The following is a 15,651-nucleotide window of genomic DNA, read 5'->3' as shown; positions in this document are numbered from 1 at the left end:
GAATTCACAGGAACTGACGCGGCAATGCCGACGCCAGCGGCTGCCGTACTGTGTGTATGATGCAGAGCACAGCTGCCGTATGCCGGGGAGCGAAGGCGCATTACACGGAAGATGGATGAAAGATATCTAAAACAGTGGATATCACCATATACATTAGATACTAAAAGGCCGGATTTACATGCCAAGATGTTTCTGTCAAATATATACCCACAACAACTTGACACTGTCCAGCCCTGTATCTGCCTTGACGCGCCTTTTATAAAGGATGTAGAATAGAGAAAAAGCATTCTTTAGGGAGAATCCATCATGACAACATCGCCTATTATACCCGATGATCCGGCAAAGGAAATCGGAAAAATTTTAAAGCGCATCCGCTTTGACCGCGACTTGACGCTGGATAATGTCGCCGCCATGACCGGCGTGAGCAAAACCATGCTGGGACAAATCGAACGTGGCGTATCTGTGCCGACGATTTCCGTCTTGTGGAAAATCGCCAAGGGACTGCAAATTTCCTTGTCGACCTTGCTGAACGAACCGCCGCAGCAATACCAGGCCGTCGACATCCTGCAGGAGCTGCAGCCCATTTACGATGAAAACAACAACATGATATTGTACAATATCTTCCCCTTCAATCCCCTCAGCGGCTTTGAATATTTCTACATCATCCTTCAGCCTGGCACGAAGCATCATTCCGATGCCCACCGCAACATTGCCGAAGAATACGTCATCGTCACGGAAGGCACCCTGACCCTGCAGGTCGAACAGCAGACCTTTACGCTGACGGCGCCGGCCAAGATCAATTTCCGGGCCAACGCAGACCATTACTACATCAACAACACGGATAAGCCGGTCATTTTCCAGAATATCATGAAATATTAATGTACGCCCGCAGCAAGGGCTGCAGCAAAAAACCTCTCTGCCTCCTATCCCATGGATAGGAAAGCAGAGAGGTTCTTTTTTATTTAAAGGATACGGCGCGGACGCCTTCTCTTTCGATAATATCGGTTAAATGCTGCAGCTCCTCCTGCGTGGGAGTCCGGAACTCGCCCTCGTCATAGGGCATTCCCAGCTGCACATACTTGTCCACGCCATACGGATGATAGGGCAGCAGCTCGATCTGCGGGTCGCGGAGATGATCCTTGACAAACTGCGCCGTGCGGCTGATGTTGTCGTCGTCGCCGTTGACGCCCATAATCGTCGGAATGCGGACGACGATGCCGCCGCGCTGCGCGCCGAGAGCGGCGATATTGCGCAGGATGAGGTCGTTGTCGACGCCGGTAAAGGCAAGGTGCTTGTCCCTATCCATGTGCTTGATGTCCAGGAACAGCAAGTCGATTTTATCCAACGTAGGCTGCAGGGCCTCCAAGTCGAAATAGGCGCTCGTCTCGATAGCCTGATCCAGCCCCATGTCGTACACGGCGTCGACGAGCTCTGCCAGAAATTCCGCCTGCATGGTGCATTCGCCGCCGGAATAGGTGACGCCGCCGCCGGAATTGCGGAAAAACCGCAGCTGCGATTCCAATTTGGCCACAATCTCATCAACAGTATACTCTGTGACAGTATTCTTGCGTGCCTTTTCCAGGCAAGCGTCGACGCAGGCGCCGCATCCCATGCAGCGTTCCCTGGCCTGGGGCGACTGGAAATCGAAGGGGATGCCTTCGGGGCATACAGCTTCGCAGCGGCGGCAGCCAATGCACCGCGACGCGACGTACAGGATTTGATTTTTCGGCGTATATCCTTCGGGATTTGCGCACCACCGGCAGCGCAGGGGGCATCCGGCGAAAAATATCGTCGTCCGGATGCCGTCGCCGTCGTTGACGGAATAATTCTGCAGCTGTAAAATGCGGCCCTTAGAAGCCATCGTGGACGCTCCGGCGAATGATGGAATCCTGCAGCGTCTTGGAAAGGTGGACGAACTGCGTGCTGTATCCGGCTACGCGGACCAGGAGGTCTTTGTAATCTTCCGGATGCTTCTGCGCTTCGAGGAGCGTTTCCGTAGACAAGGTGTTGAACTGTACGTGGAAGGCGCCCATATCGAAGAAGGTCTGTACCATAGCGGCCAGGTTGCTTCTGCCCCGTTTCGTCTTGACCAAGTCGTGGCTTAAGCGCATGTTGAGCAGCGTGCCGCCGGAGTGAACGTCCTGGTTCATCTTGGCGCAGGAATTCATAGCAGCCAAAGGCGTAGACGTATCGGTGCCGGCGACAGGCGAAACGCCTTCGGAAATCGGTTCGCCGGCCTTGCGTCCGCATGCCGTCGCGCCGATGACCCGGCCGGTCGGAATGAAGTTGGAAATGCCCATAAAGGCGCTCGTAAAGGGATTTCCGTAAATATCCGTGTATTTATGCGTTTCTTCATAGAAATGATTGGAAATGCGCTGGGCGATGTCGTCGACAAAGTCGTCGTCGTTGCCGTACTTCGGCGCGTTCTGAGCCTGCTTGCGCAATTCTTCGTAGCCTTCCCAGTTCTTGTCCATGGCGTCGAGGATTTCGTCCATCGTGCAGACCTTATCTTCGAACACGAGCTTCTTAATCGCCGCCAGGCTGTTGGCCGATTCGGCCAGGCCGATGCCGGTCAGAACGGGGCCGACGTTGTACTTGGCGCCGCCGTCGACGAGGTCCTTGCCCTTTTCCAGGCAGTCTTCAAACAACGCCGAGAAATAGGGACGGGGAATCATGTCCTTCTGCAGGCGCTGGGCGATGAGCGTACCCGTGACGGAAATGTCGATGAGGTTGTCGAACTGTTCCATAAAGGCTTTTTCTACGTCTTCATACGAAGCGAACTTTCTGTCCTGATAGATAGGCAGGCCCATTTGCTTGCCCGTCATGCGGCTCTTGCCGCCGTTCGTCGCATATTCGAAAGCGCCGCTGAAGTTGACGTTTACGGTGCTCGTCCATTCGAAGGTCTTGCGGAAGTGGGGAACGACGCAGCCGCAGTTATTCCAGTCGCGGGCGTCTTCCGTATCGTAGCCGAGGTTTTTCAGCATCTGGTATCCCGTCTTATCGCTGTGAATGGCCGGGAAGCCCGTGCCCAGGGCAACGAGGTCCATGACGGCGTCGACGAATTCCTTCGGGCTATTCTGGGAAATGCGGACGGATAAGCCCGGCTGATGAGTCTTCACTTCAGCCGTCGCCTTCAGAGCCAAGTAGCTCAGCTCGTTCGTCGCGTCCTTGCCGTAGCGGTCGCTGCCGCCGACGGTCAGGTTCTGGAACTGGTTATAGCCGGCGAAGAAGTCTGCCGTGTTGGCCGAAATCGTCCAGACCCATTCGGACAGCTTGAGCCAGTAGCATTCGATGAGCTCTAAAATGCCGTCGTCGTCGTGGAGTTTATTGTCGATATCGTAGCGGTAGTACGGATACATGTACTGGTCGAAGCGGCCCGGGTTGAGAGACAAGGGATTTTCCATCAAGATTCCGCCGAGCTGATAGAACCAGATCATCTGCAGGGCTTCCTGGAAGGTCTGGGGCGGGAATTCGGGAACGCGGCGGCAAATCGCGGCGATCTGCTGCAATTCGCTCTTGCGCACGGCGTCCGTTTCGGCCGCAGCCATTTCTTCCGCCTTGTCGGCATAGCGATGGGCCAGGATAATCATACCTTCGCCGCACAAGATGACGGAGCGGTAGAAATCGTATTTTTTCAGCGCGTCGGGCTGGGAAAGCTTGAGCTGGGCCATTTTTTCCCGGCACGTATCGATAATGCCGCGGAAGCCTTTCTTAAACAAGACGTCCTGGTAGTCCGGCGTAATTTCGCCGACGGACTGACGCCATTTGGAGTCGATGTCGATGATGCCCGTGTCGACGGCTACCTTCGCCGTTTCCGCCGGAATCTGGGCCAAGAAGGCTTCTTCCAGCGATTTGCCCTTCCAGTAAGGGAAGATATTCTGGCGAACGAAGGCCCGCTGTTCGTCGGTCATTTCATAGGGGTCCTGCACGCGATCGGAGAAATGATCCATTTCCCGATCTACCCAGGTCCAGGAAAATTCAGGCGTCAGGATGCCGCACTTGCGGAATTCGCCGACGGCGCCGACGATGAGCTCGCCGGGGAAAATCGTGACGACGAGTTGTTCGCATACGTCTTTAAACGCCTGGGCGCGGCGAATCGGTTCCGTCTGGCCTTCCGTTTTTTTATACGACTCGGTCCAGATTCTGGCCCGGTCATAAGAAATAGCCGGTTTGTTATTTACATATTCATTTTTTGCTCTTTGAATTCGTTCCGTAAGCATAGGATGTGCCTCCTCTTTGAAGTACAAAGCATTTTGTGCGCTATAACGTCTTTCATGACTTCAATGTATCACATTAATGCTCCATTGTCAATAGAAAAAAGCAGGTCCTTTGCCGCATGCCATCGGGCCCGGCGGCGCGAGCTCCGTCGCCGCTGCGCCTCGCCCTTCGGCGCGATAAAAGGGCCGCCCCGCCGCTGGCGAGACAGCCCTTCATCGTCCGATCCCGACGGAAGGAGCGCCGTCGTCAGGACAGGTTATCCATTGTATTCCTTATATAATTCGTTCAGGATGTGCCGTCTCGTCACGAGACCTACGAGCCGGTTGTTGTCGATGACCGGAATCAGCTTGAGATGCTCCGATACCATGATGCCGGCGATCTGTTCGACCGTCGCCTTCGGCGATGCGACGACGACATCCGTCGTCATGAGCTCCTTCGCATTGCAGGCCATCTTCTTCTGATAGCCCTTTTCATACTCGTTCATGCCGTTGTAATAGACGTTTTCTCCCAGCAAACTGGAATAATGGGCCATATGGGGCTTGACCTTTTTATACACCAGGTCTGCTTCCGTCACGATGCCCGCCAGGGCGCCGTCGTCCCGTACGATGGGAATGACGGCTACGTTATGCTCTACCATCATGTCGATGAGGTCGAAGACGGACGTGTCCGGAGTGGCCGTGACGAAGCTTTTTTCCATAATATCGGCAACAGTACGTTTTTCCATTGAAACCCTCCCCTTCTTCTCTCAACGCACTTGTCTGGAATAGGTCGTATGCAGCAGCTTGTGGGCTTTTTCACCCAGCGGCTCGCCCAGCCAGTTTTGATACAGCGCCTGAATCTGCGGATTGTCGTGAGATTTGCGGAGACGGCTGGCGTCGTCGATGCGATACAGCGCTTCCATTCTCTTTTTCTTGATAGCCATGCTCGTCGGAACGGGCTGGCCGCCGCCGCCGATGCAGCCGCCGGGACAGGCCATGATTTCAATGAAATCATATTCGGCATTGCCGGCCCGGATGCGGTCCATGATCTGCTGCGCCGCTCCCAGGGAATTGCAGACGGCGATGCGGACCTTATGGCCGGCTACGTATACCGTCGCTTCCTTCGTCTGATACAAGCCGCGGACGGCCGTATATTCGATGTCCTTCAATTCTTCGCCGGCTACGATATCGGCGACGGTGCGCAAGGCCGCTTCCATGACGCCGCCGCTCGTCCCGAAGATGACGCCGGCGCTGGAGCCGAGGCCGACCAAGGGATCGTCGAAGTCGCTGTCCGGCAGGGACTCAAAGCTGAGCCCGTCTTCACGGAGCATACGGCCCAGTTCGCGCGTCGTAATGGAAATATCGACGTCCTGATAGCCCGACGCGCGCAGCTGCGGCCGCAGGCATTCGGCCTTCTTGGCTGTGCAGGGCATGATGGACACGCTGACGATATTCGCCGGATCGACGCCGGCCTTTTCGGCCCAATAGGTCTTGATGATGGAGCCGAACATGCCCTGCGGCGATTTCGCCGTCGACAGATGATCCAGCAAATCGGGATATTTCAATTCGCACATGTTGACCCAGCCGGGGCTGCACGACGTAATCATCGGCAGGATGCCGCCGTTCTGCACCCGCTGCAGGAACTCATGGCCTTCTTCCATAATCGTGAGGTCGGCGCTGAAGTCCGTATCGAATACGCGGTCAAATCCCAGGCTCTTCAGGGCCGATACCATCTTGCCCGTTACGATACTGCCCGGTTCCATGCCCAGCTCTTCGCCGAGAGATACGCGGACAGCCGGCGCGATTTGGCATACGACGACCTTGTCGGGATCGTGGATGGCGTCCCATACGCGTTCCGTATCGTCCTTTTCGCGAATCGCCGCCGTCGGGCACACACTGGCGCACTGGCCGCAGTAGGTGCAGGCTACGTTGGACAAATCCTGCTCGAAGGCCGTCGAGACCATGGAGTCAAAGCCGCGGCGGGCGTAGCTGTATACGTTCATCTTCTGTACGTCGCGGCACATGCGGATGCAGCGGCCGCAGAGGATACATTTATCCTGATCGCGGACGAGACAGGGATTGGAATCGTCTATCGTATGGGCTTTCATTTCCCCGCCGTCGAAGCGCCGCGTGCGGACGCCCAGGTCGGCGGCCATCTTCTGAAGCTCGCAGTCGCCGTTCTTCTGGCAGGACAGACAGTCCTGAGGATGATTTGCCAGCAGGAGCTCCATGACCATACGGCGGGCCGCCCGCACCTTGCTCGTATTCGTCTTGACGACCATGCCTTCGGCTACGGGATAACAGCAGCTGGCGACCAGTCCTTTGGCGCCGCTGACTTCGCAGATGCAGAGACGGCACGCGCCTTCAGGCTTTAAATCAGGATGATAACACAAAGTAGGAATATATATACCGGACATCCGCGCCGCTTCCAAAATAGTAATTCCTTTGGGAACCGTGACGGTCATGCCGTTTATCGTTAAAGTAATCGATTCCATAACACACTCTCCTTACGCCTTTTTAACAGCCTTGAACGGACATTTACTCATGCAGACTCCGCATTTGATGCAGCGCTGCGGGTCGATAACGTGCTTTTCCTTCGGCTGGCCCGAAATCGCGTGGACCGGACAGTTGCGGGCGCACAAGCCGCAGCCCTTGCATTCGTCAGAAATGACGTAGTGCAGCAGGTCGGCACAGACGCCGGCAGGACATTCCTTGTTTTCAATATGGGCCTTGTATTCGTCGCCGAAGTAGTGAATAGTGCTCAGTACGGGATTGGGAGCCGTCTGGCCCAGGCCGCAAAGAGCAGACAATTTAATATTATTGGCCAAATCCTGGAGGAGATCGAAATCGCGGCGCGTCCCCTGGCCCTTTGTAATGCGGACGAGGATTTCCAGCATGCGCTTCGTCCCTTCGCGGCAGGGAGCGCATTTGCCGCACGATTCGGCCTGCGTAAAGGTTACGAAGAATTTCGCCACGTCGACCATACAGGTCGCTTCATCCATGACGACCAAGCCGCCGGACCCCATCATTGCACCGATGCCGGACAAGGAATCAAAGTCGACAGGCGTATCAAGCATGGCTTCAGGCAGACAGCCGCCGGAGGGGCCGCCGATCTGCACGGCTTTAAAGGCCTTGCCATGAGGAATGCCGCCGCCGATTTCAAAGATGATTTCCCGCATCGTAATGCCCATGGGCACTTCGGCCAGGCCCGTGTTGTTGATTTTGCCGGTCAGGGCGAAGACCTTCGTCCCAGGAGACGTCTTCGTGCCGATGGAGTTGAACCACGACGCGCCGTTGCGGATAATCGAAGCGACGTTGGCCCACGTTTCGACGTTGTTGTTGTTCGTCGGCTTGCCCCATAGGCCGCTGTTGGCCGGGAAAGGCGGACGGGGACTCGGCGTGCCGCGGCGGCCTTCAATGGAAGCGATGAGAGCCGTTTCTTCGCCGCAGACAAAGGCGCCGGCGCCTTTCTTGATATGAATCTTAAAATTAAAGCCGCTTCCTAAGATATTATTGCCGAGCAGGCCGATTTCTTCTGCCTGCTTGATCGCGACTTCCAATCGGTGAATAGCCAAGGGATATTCAGCGCGGCAGTAGATATACGCTTCGTCGGCGCCGATAGCGTAGCCGCCGATGCACATACCTTCCAATACAGAGTGGGGGTCGCCTTCAAGAACGCTGCGGTCCATGAACGCACCCGGGTCGCCTTCGTCGGCGTTGCAGATGATGTATTTCTTATCGCCCGGCGCGTTGCGGCAGAACTGCCATTTTTTCCCCGTAGGGAAGCCTGCGCCGCCGCGGCCGCGCAGGCCTGAGGCAACAACTTCGTCGATGACGGCCTGCGGTTCCATGGTCAGCGCTTTCGCCAGGCCCTGATAGCCGTCCATGGCGATGTATTCGTTGATGTTTTCCGGATCTACGAGACCGCACCGTGCCAGGACGCGCCGTACCTGCTTCTTGTAAAAGGGAACTTCGTCGTTTGTCTCAACGCGCGTTTCCGTCACGGGGTCCATGTACAGCAGCGATTCTACGACTTCGCCCTTCATGATATGCTGTTCTACAATGTCTTTGGCGTCGCCGGCCTTTACGTGGACATAAAAGGTATTTTCCGGATATATCGTCACGATAGGGCCGTTTTCGCAGAAGCCGTGACAGCCCGTCTGAATCAGCTTAACCGCCGCCGACAAGCCGTTGTCTTCCAAAGCCTTCTGAAAGGCCTCCTGCAACTTTACGGAATTGGAAGCCACGCAGGCCGTACCGCCGCAGACCAGGATGTGCTTCTGCACGCCGGGACGAGTCCGGTCGACAGGCGTTACGGGAACGTTCTTTTCCGGCATCCGTATTTTCATATAGTCTTTCAGGGATTCGCGCAATGCGTTTAATTCTGTTATGGATTTCATTCCTGTATACTCCCTTCACGGTAAAATGAATCGATCTTATTCGTAGCTGGCCAAAATACGGGATATATCGTCGCTCGTCAGCCGGCCGTACGTTTCGCCGTTGATCTGCATGACCGGAGACATGCCGCAGGCGCCCAGGCAGGCAATGGTTTCCAGCGTAAACTTCTGATCGTCCGTCGTGTTGCCGGCTTTGATGCCCAGCTGCTTTTCCAGCTCGGCCAGAATGTGCTTGCCGCCGCGGACGTGGCAGGCCGTCCCCTGACAGCAGCAGATGATATTGCGTCCCCGCGGGTTCAAATGGAACTGGGAATAAAAGGTTACGACGCCGTACACGTCGGCAATCGGCACGTGAAGCCGTTCGGCAATGTACACCAGCGACGGCCGGGGCAAATAATTAAATAAATCCTGCACGTCCTGCAGGACGGCGATCAGCGAGCCTTCCTGCCCTTCATACTTCCTCATGATTTCATCAATTTTATCTTTTTTCTGTTCAAACGCTTCTTGTACGCTATTCGATGTCATCATATCCGCCTCCCATATTATGCAATTTTCTCATTTTCCCATTGCATTTCGATAATGATACTATACAACTTTTTTATCAAAATGTAAACATTTAAGTATAACATGCATTCTATTTAATTATTTGTGAATCTTTTAACTTTATTAAACGTTTTTGTAATAATTTTCGTCAACTATAAAAAACAGGGATGCAAATAGAGTACGGTCTCCATCTGCATCCCTGAGTCTGCGCCCAAAAGGCTGTATATGTAATTGTCAAACTAGCTGCTGCATCCGCTTGTATACGGGAAGCTTCCGCAAGTGAGCGAGCGTAAAAGAGGCCGTTACGCCGATGAGAATCCCCGTGCCGACGCCGGCAACGGAAAGCACCGGCAAATACAGCATGATTTTGATATTTTCCACGACCAACGAAGCGACGATGACTTGTCCCAGATTATGAAACACGCCGCCGGCTGCGCTGACGCCGATCAAGCTGAACCGTCCCGCCCGTTTCAGCGCAATCATGCTCACCAGACTAAAGGCCGCGCCGGCCGCGCTGTACAAAAAGGCGTTGATGCCGCCGCCGAAGGCCGTCGATAAGGCGACGCGCAGCAGCAAAATCAGGCAGGCGTCCCGCTTTTTCGGCAGGGCGTACAAGGCGATGACCGTAATGAGATTGGCAAGGCCCAGCTTAGCGCCCGGCGCAATGAACGGCACGGGCAGCATGCCCTCGACGATATATAAGACGAGGGACTGGGCGACAAACAGGCTCAATATGATGATGCGAAAGGTTTTGTTCATGTGACACCTCTACCGGGCGGGAATAACATCGGGCTCGCCGCCATGGGACGAGCGCACTTCTACGAGGACTTTGTGAGGCAGACAGACCGTCGTCGCACCGGGCTGGGAAATAAAGCCTTCTCCAATGCAGATTTTATCGGGGCAGTCCGCCTCGACGATGCCGATTTCCTGATCTCTCACGACGACCGTATTATAGCCCGACTCGGTACGGATCGTAAACGTATCCGTACCGTGATGATCTGACAGCGGTACCGTTTTATATTCTTTTCCATCGACCTGTATGACGGCGTACGTCCCGCCCTTGTCTGCCGAATTGCCGCCGAGCAGGAATACTCCCTCGGGAATGAAGGAAGCCGCCAGCAGCGCCGCTATGAGGATAATATCCCATTTTTTTATCATGACACGACTCCTATCCGCCGAAAGACAGCCATTCCTGCCTCATCGGCGCGGTGCAGCACCGGTAATCAACGTATTCTAATTATAGCAAATTTTAGTATAATAGGGAAAAGAAATACTATCTGAAAAAGGAGCCCTCGCCATGAAATACAAGATATGCCTCGTCGTCTTAGCATCCATCCTCGCCCTCGCCGCCTCGGGGTGCAGCTCATCCCAAGACGAAGGGCAGCCAAACATGCCCCAGCAACAGCAGTCCGAGACGAAAACCGCGCCGCCTATCAGCGCTGAATCAGAACGATTTTGCCAGGAAGGACTGGCCGCCTACAGCCGGTTCGAATACGACGCGGCCATCGCCGCCTACGACAAGGCCATACAGACCGACGGCCGCAATTACCAGGCCTTATCGGGAAAGGGCGTCGCTTTAGCCATGCGCGGCAACGAGACGGGGAGCCGTCAGGATGTCGCCGACGGCATCGCGTCCATTCAAAAGGCTTTGGCCCTGCAGCCCGATTACGTCCCGGCCTTTTACGACCTGGCCCTAGCGTATAAAATCGACGGCCAGTACGACAAATCCATATCCTATTTTCAAAAGGTATTGGCAGCTGACCCGAACAATACGTGGAGCTATTACGGCATAGCGACCATATACGGCGATAAGGGCGACGCCAAAAACGCCGTAGTCTATTTGAAAAAGGCCGCCGCCTTGGACAAAGAAAACGTCTTGGAAGCGGCCCGCACGCAATCCCACTTTGACTCCATCCGCAATGACGCGGAGTTCCGCGCCCTCGTATCGCCGTAAGTCCTCGCGCCGGGCCAGACGTAATACAAGCCCCATATCATTTCAAAAAAAACGCTGCGCGCCCGTAGTTCAGGCAGCAGCGTTTTTCCGTTCTTATACAGGTTACATGTCTTCTTCGGCAATTTCACAGAGGATATGGCCGATCATGATGTGCATTTCCTGGGCCCGGGCCGTCGTCTTTGCCGGAACGGCCAGGATGACGTCGCACAGCTCCTTCATCTTGCCGCCGCCGATAGCCGTCATGCCGATGACCTTCATGCCTTTGGCCCGCGCTTCGGCAATGGCCGCCAGGACGTTGCCGCTGTTGCCGGACGTCGAAATGCCGACGAGGACGTCGCCTTCGTTCCCCAAGGCCTGGACCTGGCGGCTGAATACGGTTTCATAGCCGTAATCGTTGGCCACGGCCGTCAGGACAGACGTATCGACGGTCAGGGCAATCGCCGGAAAGGCCCGCCGTTCCTTCTGGAATCGGCCGACGATTTCCGCCGCTAAGTGCTGTGAATCTGCGGCGCTGCCGCCGTTGCCGCAGAACAAAATTTTATGTCCCGTCTGCAAGGCCGTCTTGATTATATCGCCGGCTTCGGCAATGGACGGAGCTAAGGCCTTTGTCGCCTGAAATACGGCTTCATGTTCCGCCATGCGTTCTCCAATGATATTCATAGTAATAGCGCCTCCTCATCAGACATTGGAATTATCGTCTACTACGCGGATTTCCCCGCTGTGCGGATGGATGACCATGCCATAGACAGCGATATCCTTCGGCAAATAGGGGTTGCTGCGCAGCCGCCGTACCGTTTCCTTTACAGACGTATCGACGTCGCCGATCGGGTCGGCCCATTGCTGCAGCTTCGGCCGCACGGCTTCGATGACGGCGCTTTCGATGCCGGCTTCGGCCATTTTCCGGCTCAGGCTGTCCGACGTCGTGTTGAGCATGCCGCAGTCGTCGTGTCCCATGACGACGATATCGTGGACGTGAAGCTCGTACACGGCTACCATCAGGCTGCCGATTACGCTGTCAAAGTCGTCGAAGGCCGTGTTGCCGGCGACCTTGATGATCTTCGCTTCGCCGCGGCGCAGCCCCATGGCCGGCTCGAGAAAGTCGAGAAGACGCGTATCCATGCAGGTCAGGACGGCCAGATTGCGGTTCGGGTATTTGCTGACTTCGTCCAAACCGCCCTGGGCCAGGGCTTCCTTGACAAAGGCTTCGTTCGCCGTCGTAATTTGCTGTATCAATGCTGACATGATCTGTTCCTCCTATGGCCGCGCGGCTCTGGCGAGCTGCTTAGCCTTAACCTATTCATCTATTTGTTTCTATTCATTTCGTCTGCTCCGAACGCCTTCCTATCGCCGCATTTCACGACGCCGATACCAAAAGACTGTCCGGACTGGCTCCTACATAAAAAAATGGTGCGCCCAAGATGACTCGAACATCCGACACGCAGTTTAGGAAACTGCTGCTCTATCCAACTGAGCTATGGGCGCACAATAATACTATACGCTATGTATGATAGCATGAATCTATAAAAAAATAAAGTGGAGATTAAACAATGACCGGCTCCTTGCACACAAAAAACGCCGCCTCGGCATCGAAAAGCGCAGAGGCGGCGTGATGTACAGCGGTTAATTCGAAGCTAATTTCCGGCCGTCCTGACGATGGAGGAACGTTTCTCCCGCAATTCCCGGCTTCGTCATTTCTTGCGGCGAAAGAATGACGTCGAGCTGTTCTTTCGTCAAGGTGCCGTGAGCCAAAATGATGTCCCGGACGGGCCGTCCCGTGCTGTACGCTTCTTTAGCCAGCATTGCAGCTTCTTCGTAACCGATATGCGGCAGCAGCGCCGTAATCACGCCTACGCTGCGGTCCACCCAATGCCGGCAGCCGTCCGTATTCGCCTGCAAGTCCTTCAGAAGGTAATCTACAAAGGTCTGTACAGCATTCGTCAAATAGTCCATAGAATGAAAGAGATTAAAAGCCATGACCGGCTCCATGACGTTCAATTCAAACTGGCCGTTTTCAACGCCGAGCGTAATCGCCATATCGTTGCCAATAACCTGATAGCAGGTCTGATCCAGCACTTCGGCGATAACGGGATTCACCTTGCCCGGCATAATAGACGACCCGGGCTGACGGGGCGGCACGTTCAATTCATGAAGGCCGCATCTCGGTCCGGACGCCATAAGGCGTATGTCGTTTGCCATTTTAATCAGTACCAGCGCCGCCGATTTCATGCTTCCCGATACGTCGGCAAATACATCTGTATTATTCGTGGCATCGACCATATTGCGGGCCGTAACGAACATTTCCCCCGTCAGCTCCGACAACTTCGCCGCGGCCAGCTTGCTGTATTCCGGTTCGGCGTTCAGCCCTGTGCCGACAGCGGTGCCGCCCATATTGACGACATGCACGTCGTCCAGAGACGTTTCGATTCGCCTGCGGGCGCGGCGAACGGCGGACGCATAGGCGGCCATTTCTTGTCCTAACGTAATCGGCACGGCGTCTTGCAAATGCGTGCGGCCCATTTTCAATACGTTTCTAAATTCATCGGCCTTTTCATCCAGCCAAAATTCCAGCGTCCGCAGCGTACTGGCCAAGGCCTTCCCTTTTGCGGCAAGACATACTTTGATGCTCGTCGGAAATACGTCGTTCGTCGACTGGGCCATATTGGCATGGTTGTTCGGCGAGATGATGTCGTATCGTCCCTTCGGCTTGCCTAAGATTTCCAGAGCCCGATTGCAAAGGACTTCGTTCATATTCATGTTGATAGATGTGCCGGCGCCGCCCTGAATCGGATCGACAGGAAATTGATCGAGCCACCGTCCTTCTATAATTTCATCGGCTGCGCGCGTAAGCGCCTTCCCGACGATAGCATTCAGCCGCCCCGTTTCCATATTCGCCAATGCCGCCGCTTTTTTCACAGTCGCCATCGCCTTAATAAAGTCCGGATCCAGCCGTTCGCCCGTAATGTGAAAATTCTTAACGGCCCGCATCGTCTGCACGCCGTAGTATACGTCATCCGGTACGTTCATCGTCCCTAAAAAATCATGTTCTTTCCGCATAGGTGTCCCTCCAATGATACAGCAAGCAAAATACAAAATATTAAACTAACCGCGTCTTGCCGTTTTTCGTCACGGCGCTGACGAGAACAAATACGACGAAGTTCGCCGCTAAGGCGATAAACCCGGCGTTAAAGTGTCCGCCCAGCACCGGCAGCGGGTCCATCTGATTCAGCATGAGATAGAACACGAGTACTTCGCCGACGACCAGTCCGCAAAGGGCGGCTTTCTTACTGGCCTGCTTCCAAAACATCCCCAAAACCAGCAGCGGGAAAAACTGGGTGACGCCGGAATACCCTGTCAGCAGCAGGTTGACGAGCAGATTGGAGTGGAAAATAGACAGATACAGCGCCGCCGCCGTCAAAATGAGAATCAAGTATCGCGCCGTCCGCTTCATGTGCTCCGGCGAAATCCCTTCGTCGCCGCGGCGCAGCCCTTTAATGTATATATTGCGGGAAATGAGAAGGGACGTGGACAGCAGCAGGTCGGCCGCAGGAATCATGCAGGCCAGGGCGCCGGCCCCTCCGATAATTCCCAGCACCCATACGGGGAAGGAATCCTTGACCATGTATAAGAAGGCCATGTCGGCGACGGGAATCGGATTGTCCGCATATACCAGGACGGCCGTAAAGCCGACGATCATCGGGAAGATGAGAAACAGGTGGCACACGGGCAGCCATACGGCGTTATGCCGCGGCACATCGGGATCCTTGGCGCTGAAGGTGTTCGTCGAAAAATGCGGCCACATGTAAAACCCCGCCGCCATGACGACGAGGGTCGTCATAGCCCAGATGATATCCAGATTGCCTGTGCCTCCGGGAAACATCATAAACCCCGGCTTCATCGCTTCGACCTGGGCAAACATTTCGCCGATGCCGCCGCAGTAATGGTACGGCAGATATAAGCCGAAGAACAACATGGAGCCCATCATCATGACGTCCTTGACGACAGCCGTCGACGCGACGCCTTTCAAGCCGCTCAAAAATACAAACAAAGCGACCATGACGAAGGCGATGACCATGGCGTATACCCGCGGAATCGCGCCCAGGGACGTGACCTCTACGATAAGGCCCAGCGCCGTCAGCTGCAGCTGCAAATACGGAAGCAGAAAGGCGACGCCGATGCAGGATACTAAAATACCTAAAGGCCGGCTGTCGTACAGGTATTCGACCAAGTCGCCCTGCGTGACGAGCTGATGGCGATGGCCGTACTGGCAGACCCTCGGCAGAATATGATAGCCGACGACGTAGGCCAGCGCCCCGTAGCCCAGGATATAGAAGGTCGGGCCGCCCTTGGCGTAGGCCCAGCCGCTGGCCCCCAAAAAAGCAAAGGCCGTATACACCTCGCCTGCCATGATAAACCAGTTCAGCCAGCGTCCGAAATTCCGTCCCCCGACGGCCCAGTTCTCGGCGTTCATGTGCTTATCTTTCAATCCGGGAATTGCGCCCAGCACGGCGATCCCGATGATGAAGACAAATAAAATAACCAGTGCGCTCATTGCCTCCATAAT

Annotated in this window: 14 protein-coding genes and 1 tRNA gene; 2 read left to right on the top strand and 13 right to left on the bottom strand. The window is 55.1% G+C overall.

What is annotated here, in order from left to right:
• Nucleotides 1–306 precede the first annotated feature (306 nt).
• Nucleotides 307–879, top strand: coding sequence for a helix-turn-helix domain-containing protein (locus tag CJ260_RS07405; protein ID WP_095629726.1), 573 nt, complete (start codon nucleotides 307–309; stop codon nucleotides 877–879).
• Nucleotides 880–958: 79 nt separating this feature from the next.
• Here the strand turns inward: CJ260_RS07405 and CJ260_RS07400 are convergent, their stop codons facing one another.
• From CJ260_RS07400 to CJ260_RS07365, 8 genes are all read right to left on the bottom strand, one after another.
• Nucleotides 959–1,861, bottom strand: a complete 903-nt coding sequence (locus CJ260_RS07400) for a glycyl-radical enzyme activating protein (RefSeq protein ID WP_095629725.1) — start codon at nucleotides 1,859–1,861, stop codon at nucleotides 959–961.
• The gene (locus CJ260_RS07395; protein WP_095629724.1) at nucleotides 1,851–4,220 is read right to left on the bottom strand and encodes a pyruvate formate lyase family protein; all 2,370 of its coding nucleotides are present in this window, start codon (nucleotides 4,218–4,220) and stop codon (nucleotides 1,851–1,853) included. Before CJ260_RS07395 ends, CJ260_RS07400 begins: the two co-directional genes overlap by 11 nt.
• Nucleotides 4,221–4,474: 254 nt before the next feature.
• A complete protein-coding gene (locus tag CJ260_RS07390; RefSeq protein ID WP_095629723.1) occupies nucleotides 4,475–4,942 on the bottom strand; it encodes a CBS domain-containing protein in 468 nt (155 codons plus the stop codon).
• A 21-nt stretch (nucleotides 4,943–4,963) separates the two neighbouring features.
• Entirely contained in the window at nucleotides 4,964–6,691 is a 1,728-nt protein-coding gene (locus tag CJ260_RS07385) for an NADH-dependent [FeFe] hydrogenase, group A6 (protein ID WP_095629722.1), read from the bottom strand.
• A 12-nt stretch (nucleotides 6,692–6,703) separates the two neighbouring features.
• Nucleotides 6,704–8,596: an NADH-quinone oxidoreductase subunit NuoF gene (nuoF, locus tag CJ260_RS07380; protein ID WP_168061169.1), complete on the bottom strand. Its 1,893-nt coding sequence runs from the start codon at nucleotides 8,594–8,596 to the stop codon at nucleotides 6,704–6,706.
• A 36-nt stretch (nucleotides 8,597–8,632) separates the two neighbouring features.
• Nucleotides 8,633–9,121 carry an NADH-quinone oxidoreductase subunit NuoE gene (gene nuoE, locus CJ260_RS07375; protein WP_087478126.1) on the bottom strand — a complete coding sequence of 163 codons (489 nt, stop codon included), beginning with the start codon at nucleotides 9,119–9,121 and terminating at the stop codon, nucleotides 8,633–8,635.
• A 249-nt stretch (nucleotides 9,122–9,370) separates the two neighbouring features.
• Nucleotides 9,371–9,895, bottom strand: coding sequence for a Gx transporter family protein (locus tag CJ260_RS07370; protein ID WP_087478127.1), 525 nt, complete (start codon nucleotides 9,893–9,895; stop codon nucleotides 9,371–9,373).
• Between the two features lie 9 nt (nucleotides 9,896–9,904).
• Nucleotides 9,905–10,294, bottom strand: a complete 390-nt coding sequence (locus CJ260_RS07365; protein ID WP_087478128.1) for a NusG domain II-containing protein — start codon at nucleotides 10,292–10,294, stop codon at nucleotides 9,905–9,907.
• 139 nt (nucleotides 10,295–10,433) lie between these two features.
• Here CJ260_RS07365 and CJ260_RS07360 point away from each other — a divergent pair, with 139 nt between their 5' ends.
• Nucleotides 10,434–11,090 carry a tetratricopeptide repeat protein gene (locus CJ260_RS07360; protein WP_095629721.1) on the top strand — a complete coding sequence of 219 codons (657 nt, stop codon included), beginning with the start codon at nucleotides 10,434–10,436 and terminating at the stop codon, nucleotides 11,088–11,090.
• A gap of 102 nt (nucleotides 11,091–11,192) precedes the next feature.
• On the opposite strand, the gene gmhA is transcribed toward CJ260_RS07360, so the two are convergent.
• The 5 genes from gmhA to CJ260_RS07335 form a co-directional block, all read right to left on the bottom strand.
• The gene (gene gmhA, locus CJ260_RS07355; protein WP_095629720.1) at nucleotides 11,193–11,750 is read right to left on the bottom strand and encodes a D-sedoheptulose 7-phosphate isomerase; all 558 of its coding nucleotides are present in this window, start codon (nucleotides 11,748–11,750) and stop codon (nucleotides 11,193–11,195) included.
• A gap of 18 nt (nucleotides 11,751–11,768) precedes the next feature.
• Nucleotides 11,769–12,332, bottom strand: a complete 564-nt coding sequence (locus CJ260_RS07350; RefSeq protein ID WP_095629719.1) for a carbonic anhydrase — start codon at nucleotides 12,330–12,332, stop codon at nucleotides 11,769–11,771.
• 163 nt (nucleotides 12,333–12,495) lie between these two features.
• Nucleotides 12,496–12,572, bottom strand: a tRNA-Arg gene (locus CJ260_RS07345).
• 138 nt (nucleotides 12,573–12,710) lie between these two features.
• Nucleotides 12,711–14,144: an aspartate ammonia-lyase gene (locus tag CJ260_RS07340; RefSeq protein WP_095629718.1), complete on the bottom strand. Its 1,434-nt coding sequence runs from the start codon at nucleotides 14,142–14,144 to the stop codon at nucleotides 12,711–12,713.
• Nucleotides 14,145–14,184: 40 nt separating this feature from the next.
• Nucleotides 14,185–15,648: a sodium:solute symporter gene (locus tag CJ260_RS07335; RefSeq protein ID WP_107196165.1), complete on the bottom strand. Its 1,464-nt coding sequence runs from the start codon at nucleotides 15,646–15,648 to the stop codon at nucleotides 14,185–14,187.
• Between the last annotated feature and the right edge of the window lie 3 nt (nucleotides 15,649–15,651).

This window comes from Megasphaera sp. ASD88 (assembly GCF_002287425.1).
Classification (GTDB): Bacteria; Bacillota; Negativicutes; order Veillonellales; family Megasphaeraceae; genus Megasphaera; species Megasphaera stantonii.
The sequence above is the reverse complement of the archived record's forward strand: the minus strand, read 5'-3'. Positions and strand labels throughout refer to the sequence as shown.

Bases quoted from the DNA above. Each gene is read 5' to 3' on its own strand.
- CJ260_RS07370 (WP_087478127.1), bottom strand. From the start codon at position 9,895: ATGAACAAAACCTTTCGCATCATCATATTGAGCCTGTTTGTCGCCCAG.
- gmhA (WP_095629720.1), bottom strand. From the start codon at position 11,750: ATGAATATCATTGGAGAACGCATGGCGGAACATGAAGCCGTATTTCAG.
- nuoE (WP_087478126.1), bottom strand. From the start codon at position 9,121: ATGATGACATCGAATAGCGTACAAGAAGCGTTTGAACAGAAAAAAGAT.
- CJ260_RS07340 (WP_095629718.1), bottom strand. From the start codon at position 14,144: ATGCGGAAAGAACATGATTTTTTAGGGACGATGAACGTACCGGATGAC.
- CJ260_RS07335 (WP_107196165.1), bottom strand. From the start codon at position 15,648: ATGGAGGCAATGAGCGCACTGGTTATTTTATTTGTCTTCATCATCGGG.
- CJ260_RS07360 (WP_095629721.1), top strand. From the start codon at position 10,434: ATGAAATACAAGATATGCCTCGTCGTCTTAGCATCCATCCTCGCCCTC.
- CJ260_RS07400 (WP_095629725.1), bottom strand. From the start codon at position 1,861: ATGGCTTCTAAGGGCCGCATTTTACAGCTGCAGAATTATTCCGTCAAC.
- CJ260_RS07365 (WP_087478128.1), bottom strand. From the start codon at position 10,294: ATGATAAAAAAATGGGATATTATCCTCATAGCGGCGCTGCTGGCGGCT.
- CJ260_RS07395 (WP_095629724.1), bottom strand. From the start codon at position 4,220: ATGCTTACGGAACGAATTCAAAGAGCAAAAAATGAATATGTAAATAAC.
- CJ260_RS07390 (WP_095629723.1), bottom strand. From the start codon at position 4,942: ATGGAAAAACGTACTGTTGCCGATATTATGGAAAAAAGCTTCGTCACG.
- CJ260_RS07405 (WP_095629726.1), top strand. From the start codon at position 307: ATGACAACATCGCCTATTATACCCGATGATCCGGCAAAGGAAATCGGA.
- nuoF (WP_168061169.1), bottom strand. From the start codon at position 8,596: ATGAAATCCATAACAGAATTAAACGCATTGCGCGAATCCCTGAAAGAC.
- CJ260_RS07385 (WP_095629722.1), bottom strand. From the start codon at position 6,691: ATGGAATCGATTACTTTAACGATAAACGGCATGACCGTCACGGTTCCC.
- CJ260_RS07350 (WP_095629719.1), bottom strand. From the start codon at position 12,332: ATGTCAGCATTGATACAGCAAATTACGACGGCGAACGAAGCCTTTGTC.